The following is a 15,175-nucleotide window of genomic DNA, read 5'->3' on the forward strand; positions in this document are numbered from 1 at the left end:
TTTATCCGATTTGCAAACGCGACGACGGCCAAAAGGGTTCCCTTTTGGCCGTCGCGAATCGCCGTGTTTTTCAGCGTGGAGAACGCTGTTATCCGAGCGGATATCCCTCGTCGGGATCGGTGACTTCGCAACCATTGATAGACAGAGTGTAGCCGCTGTCATTGGACGCTTTTGAGACCGAAATGCGGTATTTGCCGCCGCCCTGCTCCACCTCTGCCGCAAAACCGTCCCATTCCGAAGGGAGCGACGGGCGCACGTAGAGCCGTCCGCCCTTCAGCCGGATGCCGAGGATGCCTTCGACGGCGGCGCGGTAGAGCCAGCCGGCAGAGCCGGTATACCAGGTCCAGCCGCCGCGCGCCGTATAGGGCTCATGGCCGTAGACGTCGGCCGCCACGACATAGGGCTCGACGCGATATTGCTCCGCCGAAGCCTTGTCGAGCGCATGGGTGATCGGGTTGAGGATCTGGAAGCAGCGGAAGGCATCGTCGCCCCGCTGCAGCTCGGCCAGCGCCATCACTACCCAGGTCGCGGCATGGGTATATTGCCCGCCGTTTTCGCGCACACCCGGCGGATAGGCCTTGATGTAGCCGGGATCCCTGGCGGAATTGACGAAAGGCGGCGTGAACAGCCGGATGATGCGGGCATCCTCGTCGACCAGCTGGTCAAGTACGGCCTCCATCGCCGTGACGGCGCGGGCCGGATCGCCCTCGCCCGACAGCACGCTCCAGGACTGCGCAATCGAATCGATCCGGCATTCGGGGCTTTCCCGGGAGCCGAGCAGCGCACCGTCGTCGAACGTGCCGCGGCGATAGTAGCCGCCATCCCAGGCCGCAGTTTCGAGCGCCTTCTTCAGCTCGGCAAGATGCGCCGACCAGCGCTCCGTGCGGGTAGTATCGCCGCGCTCCTCGGCATAGGGAATGAAGGAGCGCAAGGCACCCGCCAGGAACCAGCCGAGCCAGACGCTGGTGCCGCGCCCGCCGATGCCGACGCGGTTCATGCCGTCGTTCCAGTCGCCGCCGAGGAACAACGGCAGGCCGTTTGTCCCCTTGCGGGCGATGGCGAGATCGAGCGCCAGCGCCGCATGTTCGTAGACGCTCGCCTTGTCCTCGGAAATCTCCGGCTTGTAGAAAGAGTCGTGCTGGCCCTCGAGTAGAGCCGGCCCTTCCAGGAAGGCGATCTGCTCGTCGAGCACGCTCTTGTCGACGGTGACGGTGCAATAGTGATGGATCGCATAACTCAGCCAGACGACGTCATCCGAGATCAGCGTGCGCACGCCTGCACCCGTTCCCGGCAGCCACCAATGCTGCACGTCGCCTTCGCGGAACTGGCGCGAAGCGGCGTTCAGGATCTGCCGGCGGGCAAGCGAAGGTTCGTGCAGCACGAAGGCCAGCGTGTCCTGCAACTGGTCGCGGAAGCCGAAGGCGCCGCTTGCCTGATAGAAGGCGGTGCGGGCCATGATGCGGCAGCCGAGGCTCTGATAGGGCAGCCAGGTGTTGACGAGATTGTTCATCCCGCGATCCGGCGTCGATATCTGCAGCCGGCCGGTAAAATCCCGCCAGAAGGCGCGGTTCGCCTCGACGGCATCATCGAAGGAAACTTTGCGAATATCGGCGATGACACCACGCGCTTCTTCCTCCGTCGGCGTATCGCCGAGGAAGAAGGTGAAGTCGCGTTCCTCGCCGGCGCCGAGCTCGACGTCGATCGCAAGCGCCCCAGCCGGATCACCGTCCAGGTCTGTCGTGGCCGAAAGCGAGGCGGCGGAGGTGACGGCCTGCGGCGCCTGGATCGTTCCTGCCTTGCCGACGAATTCGCGCCGACTTGCCGAGAAGCTCGAAAGCGCCTCGCTCGCCGCGAAGAAGGCGGTGCGGTTGGAATAATCGATGCTGTAGGGATTGGTGGCAAACAGCGCCCCTGTCTCCTCGTCATGCTTCGACAGGATGAAAGGCGCCGTGCGTCCCGGATTGCTGCCGAGGATCCATTCGACATAACCGTAGAGACGCAGCTTGCGGCTGGTCGAGCCGGTGTTGCGCAGGCGCAGGCGCTGCAGTTTCACCGGCCTTTCACGGTCGACCGTCTGCGTCAGCTCCAGCCCGATATCGTGCTGAACGCTGGAGAAAACCGAATAGCCGAGCCCGTGGCGGGCTTCGAAACGAATGTCCGGCCGGCGGGAAAGCGCTGCAAACGGCGTCATGACGGCACCGCTGTCGAGATCGACGAGGTAGAACGCCTCGCCGGAACGGTTGATCACTGCATCGTTCGACCAGGAGGTCAGCTGATAGTCGCGCGAATTGGCGCTCCAGGTAAAGCCGGAGCCCTCGGCCGACACGTGGAAGCCGAAGCTGTCATTGGAGATGACATTGATCCAGGGCTGCGGCGTCGCGTGACCTCCGGGCAGGCGGACGACATATTCACGACCGTCGCGGGCAAAGCCGCCGATACCGTTCCAGAAGTCGAGATCGCCTTCTTCCTCGATGACGACGGCGGGCGCGACGGGCGGCGGCACCGGCACGACACGCTTCGCGGGGGTCTTGTTGCGCTCGGCCCGTTCCATCTCCTGCAGCTCCTCCTTGGAGGGTGCAAACAGCGCCACGGCACGGTTGATCTGGTCGACCACCTTGCCGTTCTTCGTATGCAGAGTGACGCGGGAAGCCGCGATCAGCGCATGATAGGTGCTTTCCTCCATCAGGTCCTTGCGAACCGCAAAGATATGCTGGCGCAACCCGTCGGCCTGGCCCATGCGGCGCACATTTTCGCACATGGCATCGAGCGCATGCTGCATGTCCTGCGCATAGGAAGAGGCGCGTTCGTTCATGATGACGAGATCGGCAGTGACGCCGCGCGAGCGCAGATATTCCTGCGCCAGCAGCGCCTCGCGGGCGATTTCGAGATCCATGTCGTCGTTGATGCGCAGCGTGAAGATCGGGAAGTCGCCGGATATCGCCAGCGGCCAAAGCGCCGATTGCGACTGCAGGCCGGCCTCGACGGTCGCCTCGTCCTTGCGCAGCTGCATGTCGGGATAGACGAGGTAGCGTCCGAGATGCTGGAAGGCCGCTGCCTGCTGCGAGGTGACGCCGACATGACGCATCTGCACCTGGGTGCGCGTCCAGGCCTGGACGAGCTCGTGGTTGAAGGCGTCGGGATGACGATAGCGATTGACCGCCTTGTCGACTTCGTCGCGGCTCGGCGCTGCGATCGTCCAGAAGATCACGCTGACTTTCTTGCCGGCCGGCACGCGGACAGTGCGGCGCAGCGACATGACGGGATCGAGCATGAAGCCGTCGCTGCCGGAAAGGGTCGCACCCGGATCGAAGGCCGCTGCATCGGCAAGACTGCGGCCGCGGCCGATGAACTTGCGCCGGTCGGTCTCGAATTCCGTATGGCGGGTGTCGCCGGCATTGTCGACGATCAGATGGGCGATGCTGATGTTCGGCTCGTTCGGATCGCGCTTGTTGCGTTCGGCGCGGATGACGTCGCCGCGCTTGCCGATCTCGGTCTTGACGAACATCCGGGCGAAGGCCGGATGCGCATTGTCGGTATCGTCGGAGGTAATGACAGGTTCGAGATAGGAGGTGACTTCGATGAAACGGTCTTCCCCACCCATGTTGAGCAGGGTGACGCGGCGAGCCTCGGCATCATGCTCGGTGGCGATGATGCACTCCACCTCGCTGGTGAGGTCACCGACCGTCTTGGTGAACTGCGCCTTTTCGTCGGCGAATTCGACCTTGATCTTTTCGCCTTCGACACCCTTCGGCTCCGATGTCGTCGACCACCATTCATTGGTGGCGGTATCGCGCAGGAAGATGAAGCTGCCCCAGCGGTCTTCGGTCGGATCGGCTTTCCAGCGGGAAACGGAAAGGCCGTTCCAGCGGGAATAACCGGCGCCTGTCGCCGTCAGCATCAGCGAATAATGGCCGTTCGACAGGAACACGAGTTCGCGGTCACGCGAAGCCGGATCGCTGATCTTTCTGATCTCCGGCCGCAGGAGATCGTCCTGGATGCTGGCCGGCGTGTCGGATTCATGCTTGCCGCTCATCACCGGAATGTCGCGCGGCGCCTTTTCCTGCAACAGCAGCTCGGCCGCCTCGATGACGGGATCGGAGTGGAAGAGCTCGCGCAGATGGCCGTTGAAGGCGACGTTGGCGACCGCCGCGATCGACATGCCGTGATGGTGGGCATAATAATTGTAGACCACCGCGCATTTCTTGCCTTCCGGCACGCGCGTCGGCGTGAAGTCGACGGCATCGTGGAAGCCGAACTTGCCGAGCGCGCCGACCTTGCGCAGCCTCTGCAGGTTTTCGAGCGCGCCCGGCGGGTCGTACTGGCTGGCGAGCAGCGATGCATAAGGCGCGATGACGGCATTGTGGCCGAGGCCGCGCTTCAGGCCGAGCGTCGGCACGCCGAAATTCGTGTACTGATAGTTGAGGTTATGGTCGCGGGCATTGAAGGCCGCTTCCGAAATGCCCCACGGAATGCCGAGCTTGCGGGCGTAATTCATCTGCTCGACGACGACCAGATTGTTGGTCTGGTTGAGAATGCCCCCGCCGCGCTCCTGCATGACGAGCGGCGGCATCAGATATTCGAACATCGAGCCGGACCAGGAGACCAGCGCACCGCGTGACCCCACAGGCACGACCTGGCGGCCGAGGCGGTACCAGTGTTCCGTCGGCAGATCGCCCTTGGCGATGCCGAACAGGCTGGTCAGGCGGCATTCCGAGGCGAGAAGATCGTAGCAGGCTTGGTCGAGTTCACCGCTTTCGACGCGGTAGCCGATCGACAGCAGGCGCCGCTCGGGCCGGAACAGGAAGCCGAAATCCATCGAGAAAGCGAGATCGCGGGCCTTGTCGCGCAGCGCTGTCAGGCGCGGCCGCAGCGCATCGACTTTGGAAAGGTCGAAGGTGCTGTCCGATATATGCGCCTCGCAGACCTTCACCAGGGATGCCGCCCATTGGGTGACCTCTTCGCTCTGCTTCGACTTGACCTCATGGTCGAGATTGGCGGCGAGCTTCTCGATGTCGCGCGCGAGAACGGCAAGGTTGATGATGCGGATCGAGGCGAATTCATGCTCGCGCTTGACGGCGGCAAGCGCATTCTGGAAGCCGACGATGCGTTCCTCCAGCCGCCGGCGCAGCGGGCGCACGGTCTTGCGGTCGTCGGGCAGGTCTGCCAGCACTTCACCGAGAATGCCGGCGGTGTCGCCGACGCCGTCGAGATTGCCCTGCATATGGGCGGACGGCGCCTCTGCCCAGTTGCGGCAGGCCGACGAAATGGCGATCAGATGGCCGGCGAGATTGCCGCTGTCGACAGCCGAGACATAACGGGGCCCGAGCGTCTGCAGCGTATCGGTGTGATACCAGTTGAACAGATGGCCGCGGAATTTCTCCATTCTGTCGATCGTCGCGATCGTCTGCTCGAGCCGCTCCAGCGTCTCCTCGAAGGAGAACCAGCCGAATTGCCGGCCGGAAACGACGGAGAGCAGGTAGACGCCGATATTGGTCGGCGAGGTCCGCGCCGCGACGATCACATGCGGCGTTTCCTGGATATTATCCGGCGGCAGGTAGTTCTGCTCGGCCGTGGTGAAGGTCTCGAAATAACGCCAGGTGCGCCGGGCAATCTTGCGCAGTTCGCTCGACACGGAGTCAGCGACCTCGAGCCGGTCCTCGGTCTCTGCCGACTGGCTGACATACCAGGCGACGACAGGCGACAGGATCCACAAAAGCGCGAAGGGAATGCCGACGACGAAGGCGTTGTCGCCGGGGAGGGCTGCAAAACCGAGCGCCAGCAGCGCCAGCGCCGGTGCGTGCCACATCGCCTTGTAATACGAGATCAGCGTCCCCTGGCCGCCGGCCTGGACGCTGGCGGCGGTCCGCCACTGCAGCATCAGCTTGCGGCTGACGAACAGGCGGTAGAGCGAACGGCCGATCGCATCCGCCATCATGGCGGCCGAATCGGCGATGAAGACGATCCGCAACGCGACCTGCGCATTGGCGGCGGTGATATCGGACCAGACCGTATAGAGATGGGCGCGGGCGATGATATCGCTGGTGCGCGGAATGATGCCGTTGATCAGCGACAGCGTCGGCGCGACGAAGAGGCAGAAGATCAAGAGAATCTGCCAGATGAGCGCGCCGAGCGGACTCATGAAATACCAGCCGAGCACGGAGGCGAAGAACCATGCGATCGGCGTCAGCGAGCGGCGCAGATTGTCGAACATCTTCCAGCGGCCGAGGGCCGTGACGCCGTATTTCGGATTGAACATATAGGGCAGCAGCTGCCAGTCGCCGCGCGCCCAGCGATGCTGACGCGAGGTCTCGACTTCGTAGCGGATCGGGAAATCCTCGACCAGCTCGAGATCGGTGACGAGCGCGCAACGCGCCATCGAGCCTTCGAGAAGGTCGTGGCTGAGCACGGAGTTCTCGTCGATCCGGCCCTTCAGCGACGCTTCGAAGGCATCGACATGATAAAGCCCCTTGCCGGTGAAGGTGCCTTCGCCGGCCAGATCCTGATAGACGTCGGAAACGGTGAAGACGTAAGGGTCGAGGCCGCGGTTGATCGAAAAGACGCGCTGGAAGACCGACGCGTCCTTGCCTGTTGTCAGCGACGGGGTGACGCGCGGCTGCAGCACGCCGTAGCCGCTTTCGACACGGCCGGTTTTCGGATTGATGACCGGGCGATTGATCGGATGATAGAGCTTGCCGACGAGCTTGGTGACGGCATCGCGCATCAGGCGCGTATCGGCATCGAGCGTCATGACATACTGCACGTTGGCCGGCACGGTGTTGGCGCCCGGCAGATAGGTCGTGTCGCGGTCGCCGCGTAGCAGCATGTTCAGCTCGTGCAGCTTGCCGCGCTTGCGCTCCCAGCCCATCCACACACCTTCGGAAGGGTTATAGAGGCGGCGGCGATGCAGCAGATAGAAACGCGTCTTGCCGTCATAGGCATAGCGGGCTGAAAGATTGGCGATCTCGCGCCGGGCATAATCGAGAACCTCGAGATCGGCGGGCGTTTCCTCGGTGTCGCTGTCCGGCCAATCGCTGAGCAGCGCGAAATAGAGTTCGCCGCGCGGATTGGCGAGATAATGAACCTCGAGATTGCGCACGTGGTCGTCGACGCTGTCGCGGTTCGAGATCAGGCAGGGCACGACGAGCAGCGTGCGCGCATCCTCCGGAATGCCTTCCTTGAACTCGTAGCCGACCAGGCGCGCCGGCGTCACGAAGAAGGAAAGCACGGTGTTGAAGAGACCTGTGGCTCCCTCCGATGCCGGCAGTGAGAACATGATCAGCAGCAGGGCGATTTCGATCGGCCCCATGCCGGCATTCGCCATGAACCGGCCGACGATCGCCATGGCGATGACCGTCAGCAGCATGACGGGCACGGCAATTGCCAGCCAGTTGAACTGGCGCACGGCGCGCACGAAATGCTGGATGAACGTCGGGCGATAATTCGCCCGCGCCTCGAGCTTCGGCCGCTGCGCGCCGGACAGGAAACCGCCGACATTCGGTTCATGCGGCTGCGGCTCGTCGGAGGCCTTGGCGGCATCCGTCATGTCGAGCGCCAGCTGGGCGATTTCCATTTCCGTCAGCGGCGAGCGCTTGGCCAGCTTTTCGATCTGTTTGCGATATTTGTTGCGCGAGCCGGAATCGAGGATGCCGTAGTCCGAATGCTCCCAGAGCAGCTTGTCGACATGGCTGACCTGCTCGACCCAGACCGACCATTCGGCATCGTCGATCTCGCGAAGGCTGCGGATGATGTTGCCCATCGTCACGTTGCCGGAAGACAGGCGGCTGTGTTCTGCGGTCGTCGCTTCTTCGGTGTTGCGGCCGAGTTCTTCTAGCCGCTCGTCGAGCCAGGTGATCGCCAGGCTTGATGTCTGCGAGCCGTCGCGCAGGCGATAGAGAAACTGCGTCGAGAAGGTATTGTCCTCGGCAAGCGGTTCCAGTGTCTTCAGATAGCTGGCCGCACCGGCCGGATCGGTCAGGCGCACCAATTCGTCGGCCGCCTCGTTGGCGCGGCGGCGCATGCGGCGGCTGGCTTCGACGCGGCTGGAAATGCGGCGAAGGTTTTCCACGAGCACGTAGCGCACAAGCGAAGGCAACGCCCAGAGTTCGCCGATCCTCAGCGTCTCGCTGGCCTGAAAACCGTCGACCAGCGCCGTCAGGCTTTCCTGCGAGATCGTGCTGTGGGTATGGGCGACGTAGAGCCAGGCAAGCACGAGGGTGCGCGGCACCTCGACACCGCCCACGACCATGGTCGGCAATTCGCGATAGAAGCGGCGGGGGAAGTCGCGCCGCACCTCCTGAATCGCCTCTTCGACGATATAATGATTGTCCAGCAGCCATTCTGCCGCCGGCGTGATCGTCTCGCCGGCTTCGACGTCGGTCGCCGTCGTCCGGTAGACGCGCAGGATTTCCTTCTCGTTTTCCTTGTGGCGCGCGAAGAAATCGAAGGGGGCGAAAGCCGGCAGCTTGTCGACGCCGCTGCGGGCGACCGCATCGCCCATCGCCTTGATATCCTCGATGGCAAGATAGGTCGAGCGGATCGAATCGTTGTGATCGATCTGCTTCGTCTCGGATTCGCGCGGAAGGCTCGGAGAAAGATTGGCAATAGACATGGGTTCGGTTCTGGATCCAAACAAAGTTATGGCTGTTTTGCTCAGCCTTTTGCACTGCTTATCATGACTGCTACATGAACGGAGCCCAATTCTTCGAAGATCGATGAATCGGGATAAATGACGCTTCGGCCCAACGCTGCGAACGGGCTACGCCCCGGTTTCAGCGCGCGGCCCGACGGATGATCGAGACCATCGGTACCCTGTCCGCGAAAGCCATGGCGAAAACTTGGCCATCATCGGAATAATTCAAGTCATGAGGCAGGAGCTATAGCCCCGGCGGGCAAGTCTTGGCGGCGGGAATGACAAGATGCCGGTAATGCGAGAGCTCTTTGATTTCGGGAAAGGAATGGGTGGGGCGTCACCGGCAAAACCGATCCCCTCCGGCCGAACGCTGGAGTGCGGATCGTCCAGGTGCGCAGCGGAAATAGGAAGCCAGCCACATCGCATGAACACGCTCGATGCGATCGCTTCAAATGGCGTGAAAAGATTAGGGAAGAATGACGATACGGATGGCAATGCCGACCACCGGAGCAAGAGTGCTCGAGTGTCAGGAGAACGACGGGACAATCAAACGTTCCGGAATTCAATAAGGGCGGAAACCACCGCAGCGCCGGCATCTGCCGACGCTTATCATCGCCCGGATTATCCGACGACGCCGCAAACCATCGCCACGACGAACAGGAATGCCGCCGTGAAGATTGCGCCATGGAGCGCCGTCTGAAGCCGGTGACGCGTGGTGAGCGGCTTCTTCGTCCCTACGGAACCGTACTGGTTCACGTGAGTATGCGAAATACCCAGATCTGCCATATGTCGCCTCCGTTGTTCTCGTTCGGCCGGTTGTGCGGCTCGCGCTTATATTCTTATTTTATCTATCAAGTAGGTAGAGATAAATTTCCGTCCAGAGCGTACGGAAGAGAAAATTCAACCCCCCCTTTAGCAGAGCGTGCGCCATGCCCAGATCCACGACCGCTCGACGGCGTCCTCAGTCTGAGACGGATTTGCGGGGGCCTCGATCAGCCGACGGTCCTTCTCCGCGGGAATGCATGTTGAAATCTGTTCCCTGCGGTCGGCTTTAACGGGAGGATCGAGGTAGCCCATGGTCATCCCACCGAGAAAGAACATGCTTCAACCTCCATCGATCACGAAAGCTAACAAACGTTAACGAGATCATGACAGAAGCAAGGCAGCTGTCAATAGTCTAGTTGAATGGTCGTCTTTTAGCAAAGCATTATCCTTAACGCCGCCGCCGGCCTTTTCTTTTCAAAGGTTTGAAAAGATTGCCCTTCACGCTTTGACGAAACCCTTGCTCGCGATCATCAAATTTCTCGTGTAGCCCTCCTGTACCGCGCCCCTGGCCAGGTCTTGCGAGCTCAATCGCTCGACGACGGCGCCGTTGCGCATAACGGCGAGCCTTTCGCACATATGGGTGACGACACCGAGATCATGGCTCACCATCACGAAGGTGAGCTTGCGGTCGCGCCGGATCTGTTCCAAGAGGTTCAGCACCTCGGCCTGCACCGAGGCATCGAGTGCCGATGTCGGCTCGTCGAGCAGCAGGATAGATGGTTCGACGATCAGCGCCCGGGCGATCGCCACGCGCTGCCGCTGGCCGCCCGAAAGCTGGTGCGGGTAGCGGAAACGGAACCCATTGCCGAGGCCGACCTCGTCGAGTGCCCGGGCGATGCGCCTCTCGCTCTCGCCGATGCCGTGGATGGCAAGCGGTTCCAGCAGGAGCCGGTCGATCGTCTGGCGCGGATGCAGCGAACCATAAGGGTCCTGAAAGACCATCTGCACGCGCCGATAGAAGGTTTTGCTGCGTTTCGAACCCGTCAGCGCTTCGCCGTCGATGGAGATTGCGCCGCCGCTGATCGGCGCAAGCCCGGCCACGGCCCGCAGCAGGGTCGACTTTCCCGAGCCGGATTCCCCGACGAGACCGAAGGATTCACCGCCTTCGACAGTGATGCTGACATCCTTCAGCGCATGAAATTCGTCGTAAACGACGCTGAGATCGTCGATCTCGAGAGTTGCGCTCATGCCGCCCACTCCGGCCTGCGGTCGAGCACCGGCAGCGGATGGCGGTTTGCGCCGATCTCGGGCATGCAGTTCAGCAACCCTTGCGTATAGGGATGTTTTGCCTGTTTGAGATCGGCGGCCGCCAGTTCCTCGACGATCTTTCCGGCATACATGACGATGACGCGGTCGCAGAAGGAGGAGACCAGCCTCAGATCGTGGGAGACGAAGATCAGGCCCATGCCGCGCTCCGACACCAGCCTGTCCATGATCCTCAGCACATCGAGCTGCACCGTCACGTCGAGCGCCGAGGTCGGCTCGTCGGCAATCAGCAGTTCAGGCCCGGCGATCAGCATCATGGCAATCATCGCCCGCTGCCCCATGCCGCCCGAGACCTCATGCGGATGCAGGTCGAAGACGCGCTGGGGATCACGGATCTGCACCGCTTCCAGCATGGCGAGCGCGCGATCGCGCGCCTCCGCCTTGCCGACCTTCTCATGCGTGCGCAGCGTTTCGCAGATCTGCCGCCCGATCGTCATGACCGGATCGAGCGAGTATTTCGGATCCTGCAGGATCATGGCGATGCGCTTGCCACGCAGCCTGCGCCTTTCGCCGGCAGACGCCTTGATCAGGTCGATGCCGTTGAAATCGAGCCGGTCGGCCGTGACGATGCCGTGTTTCGGCGTCAGACCCATGATCGCCCGGCCGGTCTGCGACTTGCCGGAACCGGATTCGCCGACAATGCCGAGCCTTTCCTTGCCGAGGGTGAAGGAGACGCCGCGCACGGCCTCGATCACGCCGGTGCGCGTGGGGTAGCTGACCTTGAGATTGTCGACGGTCAGAAGTGTCGTCATTGGCCGCTCTCCTTCGGATCGAGCGCGTCGCGCAGGCCGTCGCCGAGGAGATTGAAGCCGAGGCTGACGATGAGGATGGCGATGCCGGGCATCGCCGCGACCCACCATTGATCGAGAATGAAGCGCCGGCCCGAGGCGATCATCGCACCCCATTCCGGCAGCGGCGGCTGCGCGCCGAGGCCAAGGAAACCGAGACCGGCCGCCGTCAGGATGATGCCCGCCATATCGAGCGTCACCCGCACGATCAGCGAGGAAATGCAGAGCGGCATGACATGGCGCACGATGATGCGGAGCGGCGAGGCGCCCATCAGCTTCACCGCCGAAATATAGTCGGACCGCCGCACCGTCAGCGTCTCGGCACGCGCGATGCGGGCATAGGGCGGCCAGGATGTGATGGCAATGGCGATGATCGCGTTCTGGATACCCGGACCGAGAGCGGCGACGAAGGCCAGCGCCAGCACCAGCTTCGGAAAGGCGAGGAAAATATCGGTGATACGCATCAGCGTCGCATCCACCCAGCCTCCGGCATAACCGGAGACCGTGCCGACGATCAGCCCGATCGGCGCCGAGATGACGGCGACGAGCACGACGACGAACAGCGTCAACCGCGATCCGTAGATCAGCCGCGAATAGATATCGCGGCCCTGGTCGTCGGTGCCGAGCAGGAATTCACCCGTTCCGGGCGGCAGCAGCCGGGCATTGCGGAGATCGCCGACGACGGGATTGTGCGTGGCGATCACATCGGCGAAGGCGGCGATGAAAAGCAGCGCCACGATGATCAGCAGGCCGACCACCGCAAGCCTGTTGGCCGTGAACTGCCGCCAGGTGATGTAGGCGCGGCCGAGGCGGGCCTGCAGGCGCGATTGCGGCCGGTCGGAAAGCAGCCACTCGCGGCGGCTCATCGTCGGAGATGGGCTGGCAGGGGCCGTCATCGGTTTCGCGTCCTCGGGTCGAGCGTCCGGTAGAGAAGATCGGACAGAAGGTTGATGCCGATGAAGATCGTGCCGATGACGATCGTGCCGCCGAGCACGGCATTCATGTCGGCATTCTGCAGCGAATTGGTGATGTAGAGCCCGATGCCCGGCCAGGAAAACACCGTCTCGGTGAGCACCGACCCTTCGAGCAGACCGGCATAGGAAAGCGCAATCACGGTGACCAGCGGCACGGCGGCATTGCGCAGCGCATGGCCCCAGATCACCCGCGTTTCCGAAAGACCCTTGGCCCGCGCGGCAACGATATATTCCTGCGAAAGCTCGTTCAGCATGAAGCTGCGCGTCATCCGGCTGATATAGGCAAGCGAGAAATAGCCGAGCAGCGACGCGGGCAGGATGATGTGGCGGAACACGTCGTAGAAAACATCCCATTGCCCCTGCCAGGCGCTGTCCAGGAGATAAAAGCCGGTGATCGGCGTGAACGTATATTCGAAGACGATGTCGATGCGGCCGGGAAAGGCCACCCAGCGCAGTTGCGCGTAGAAGATGACGAGCGAGATCAGCGCCAGCCAGAAGATCGGCACCGAATAACCGATCAGGCCGACGACGCGCACCACCTGGTCGGCGATGCTGCCGCGACGCACGGCGGCGAGAACGCCGAGCGGCACGCCGACGAAAGCGCCGATCAGCGTTCCGAGCGTTGCGAGCTCGATCGTCGCCGGAAATGCACGGCGAATATCGACCATGACAGGATTGGTCGTCAGCACCGAATTGCCGAAATCGCCGGACAGGACGCCTTTGATATAGATGAAGAACTGCTGATAGAGCGGCAGATTGAAGCCCATCTCCTGGCGCACCCGCTCGACGACATGGTTGGGGGCGCGATCGCCGAGGATAGCGAGCACGGGATCGATCGGCACGACGCGGCCGATGAAGAAGGTGACGGCCAAGAGGCCGAGATAGGTGGTGACGGCGGCAAACAGGAACCGCCCCAGCGCCTTTGCGAAGGCCTTGGCACGGCCCTTTCGGGGCCGCGCCTCCTGTCTTGTTTCGACGGTGCTCAAACCACTCAATCCTGCCGGACTATTCCTTGGCGATCGGACCGACGAAATTGGTGTCGAAGCTCGGACCCAGCTTGAAGTCCTTCAGGTTCTTGCGATAGCCGGCGACCTCGGTCTGCTGGAAGATGAAGACGAAGGGGCTGTTTGCCAGATACTTCTTCTGGATGTCCTGATATATGGCGGCGCGCTTGGCCGCGTCGCGTTCCAGAAGGGCTGCCTTGGCTTGCTTGTCGAGTTCCGGCGCTTCCCAGCTGTTGCGCCATGCGAGCGTCTTCACCGTGCCGGCATCGGAATTGTCGGGATTGCCGGTAAAGGTATCGGCATTGGAATTCGGATCGAAATAGTCCGAACCCCACTGGCCGATATACATGTCGTGGGTGCGGGCGCGGTACTTGGTCAGCGTCTGCTTGCCATCGCCGGGGATAATTTCCATCTTCACGCCGGCCTGCGCCAGCGTCTGCTGCATGGATTCGGCGATACCGGTGACCGGCTGCGTGTTGCGCACGTCCATGGTGATCGAGAAACCGTCGGCCAAGCCGGCCTTGGCGAGCAGTTCCTTGGCCTTGGCGACATCGAGCTTGTAGGGATTCTCGTCGAGTGCGCCGAGCTGGCCCTTCGGCAGGAAGGTCTGATGAATTTCGCCGATACCCTTGATCAAGGTGGCGCCGATCGCATCGTAATCGACCAGGTATTTGAAGGCTTCCTGGACTTCCGGCTTTTTCAAGTTCTCGTTCTTGTTGTTCAGGCTGACATAATAGATCGTGCCCTTCGGCGCACTCGTGGTCGCGAGATCGGCATTCTTCGACACCGCGTCGATGTCGCCCGGCTCGAGGTTGCGGGCGATATCGATGTCGCCGGCTTCGAGCGCCAGCCGCTGGGCAGAACTTTCCTTCATATAGCGATAGATGACGCGGTTGAGCTTCGCCTTGTCGCCGTAATAATTGTCGTTGCGCTCCAAGACGACGACTTCGTTAGCGCGCCATTCGCGCAGCTTGTAGGCGCCGGAACCGGCATAGCCGGTCTTCAGCCATTCATTGCCGAAATCATTGTCGTATTTGTGCTCGGCATCCGGCGTCACCGCCTTCACATGCTCCAGCACCAGCTTCTTGTCGACGACCGACGCGACCGTTGCCGTCAGGCAGTTCAGCACGAAGCTCGGCGCATAGGCCTTGTCGACCGTGAAGACGAAGGTAGTGGCATCGGCCGCCTTGGCCTTTTCGGCAATATTGTCACCGGTCAGGCCGAACTGGGTGAGGATGAAGGCCGGGCTCTTGTCGAGCTTGACGGCACGTTCGAACGAATAGGCGACATCGTCGGCGGTGATCGGGTTGCCGGAGGCGAATTTCAGGCCCGGCTTCAGCTTGAACGTATAGGTGAGGCCGTCATCGGAAACGCTCCAGCTCTCGGCCAGATCGCCCTTCACCTTGGAGGTGTCGTCCATGTCGAGACGGACGAGCAGGCTGTAGCTGTTGGTGGTGATTTCGGCGGTCGACAGCTCGAAAGCCTCGCCCGGATCCATCGTGATGATATCGTCGATGGCAAAACCCTCGACCAGCGTGTCTTTGGGCGTCTCGGCGAAAGCCGAGGGTGCGGCCATCATCAGGAGCGAAAGAGCGGCACCCGCGGAAAGCAGTCGGAAATTGCGGCTGAGCCTGGTGATCATCATGGTTTGTTCCCCTGTTCTCGATTGATTGCGAAGCGTTTTGTCGA

At 62.1% G+C, this 15,175-nt stretch carries 8 protein-coding genes; 1 reads left to right on the forward strand and 7 read right to left on the reverse strand.

Going from position 1 to position 15,175, the window contains the following annotated elements; translation table 11 throughout:
* Nucleotides 1–88 precede the first annotated feature (88 nt).
* Entirely contained in the window at nucleotides 89–8,608 is an 8,520-nt protein-coding gene (locus PO860_RS19835) for a glycoside hydrolase family 94 protein (RefSeq protein ID WP_275037950.1), read from the reverse strand.
* A 445-nt stretch (nucleotides 8,609–9,053) separates the two neighbouring features.
* Here PO860_RS19835 and PO860_RS19840 point away from each other — a divergent pair, with 445 nt between their 5' ends.
* On the forward strand, nucleotides 9,054–9,329 hold the full coding sequence (locus PO860_RS19840; protein ID WP_273884527.1) for a hypothetical protein: 276 nt from the start codon (nucleotides 9,054–9,056) through the stop codon (nucleotides 9,327–9,329).
* 212 nt (nucleotides 9,330–9,541) lie between these two features.
* Here PO860_RS19840 and PO860_RS19845 read toward each other — a convergent pair whose 3' ends face one another.
* The 6 genes from PO860_RS19845 to PO860_RS19870 all read right to left on the reverse strand — a co-directional run bounded on the left by PO860_RS19845 (nucleotide 9,542) and on the right by PO860_RS19870 (nucleotide 15,131).
* Nucleotides 9,542–9,730, reverse strand: a complete 189-nt coding sequence (locus PO860_RS19845) for a hypothetical protein (RefSeq protein WP_183608497.1) — start codon at nucleotides 9,728–9,730, stop codon at nucleotides 9,542–9,544.
* 162 nt (nucleotides 9,731–9,892) lie between these two features.
* Entirely contained in the window at nucleotides 9,893–10,642 is a 750-nt protein-coding gene (locus PO860_RS19850; RefSeq protein ID WP_272783525.1) for an ABC transporter ATP-binding protein, read from the reverse strand.
* Nucleotides 10,639–11,472 (reverse strand): ABC transporter ATP-binding protein, encoded by an 834-nt coding sequence (locus PO860_RS19855; protein WP_273884412.1) that lies wholly within the window; start codon nucleotides 11,470–11,472, stop codon nucleotides 10,639–10,641. Before PO860_RS19855 ends, PO860_RS19850 begins: the two co-directional genes overlap by 4 nt.
* Nucleotides 11,469–12,404 (reverse strand): ABC transporter permease, encoded by a 936-nt coding sequence (locus PO860_RS19860; RefSeq protein WP_183608494.1) that lies wholly within the window; start codon nucleotides 12,402–12,404, stop codon nucleotides 11,469–11,471. Before PO860_RS19860 ends, PO860_RS19855 begins: the two co-directional genes overlap by 4 nt.
* Nucleotides 12,401–13,468: an ABC transporter permease gene (locus PO860_RS19865; protein WP_183608493.1), complete on the reverse strand. Its 1,068-nt coding sequence runs from the start codon at nucleotides 13,466–13,468 to the stop codon at nucleotides 12,401–12,403. The genes PO860_RS19860 and PO860_RS19865 overlap by 4 nt, the downstream gene beginning before the upstream one ends.
* 19 nt (nucleotides 13,469–13,487) lie before the next feature.
* Nucleotides 13,488–15,131, reverse strand: a complete 1,644-nt coding sequence (locus PO860_RS19870) for an ABC transporter substrate-binding protein (protein ID WP_273884411.1) — start codon at nucleotides 15,129–15,131, stop codon at nucleotides 13,488–13,490.
* Nucleotides 15,132–15,175: the final 44 nt, after the last annotated feature.

It is taken from the genome of Rhizobium binxianense (genome assembly GCF_028994275.1).
Taxonomy (GTDB): Bacteria; Pseudomonadota; Alphaproteobacteria; order Rhizobiales; family Rhizobiaceae; genus Rhizobium; species Rhizobium binxianense.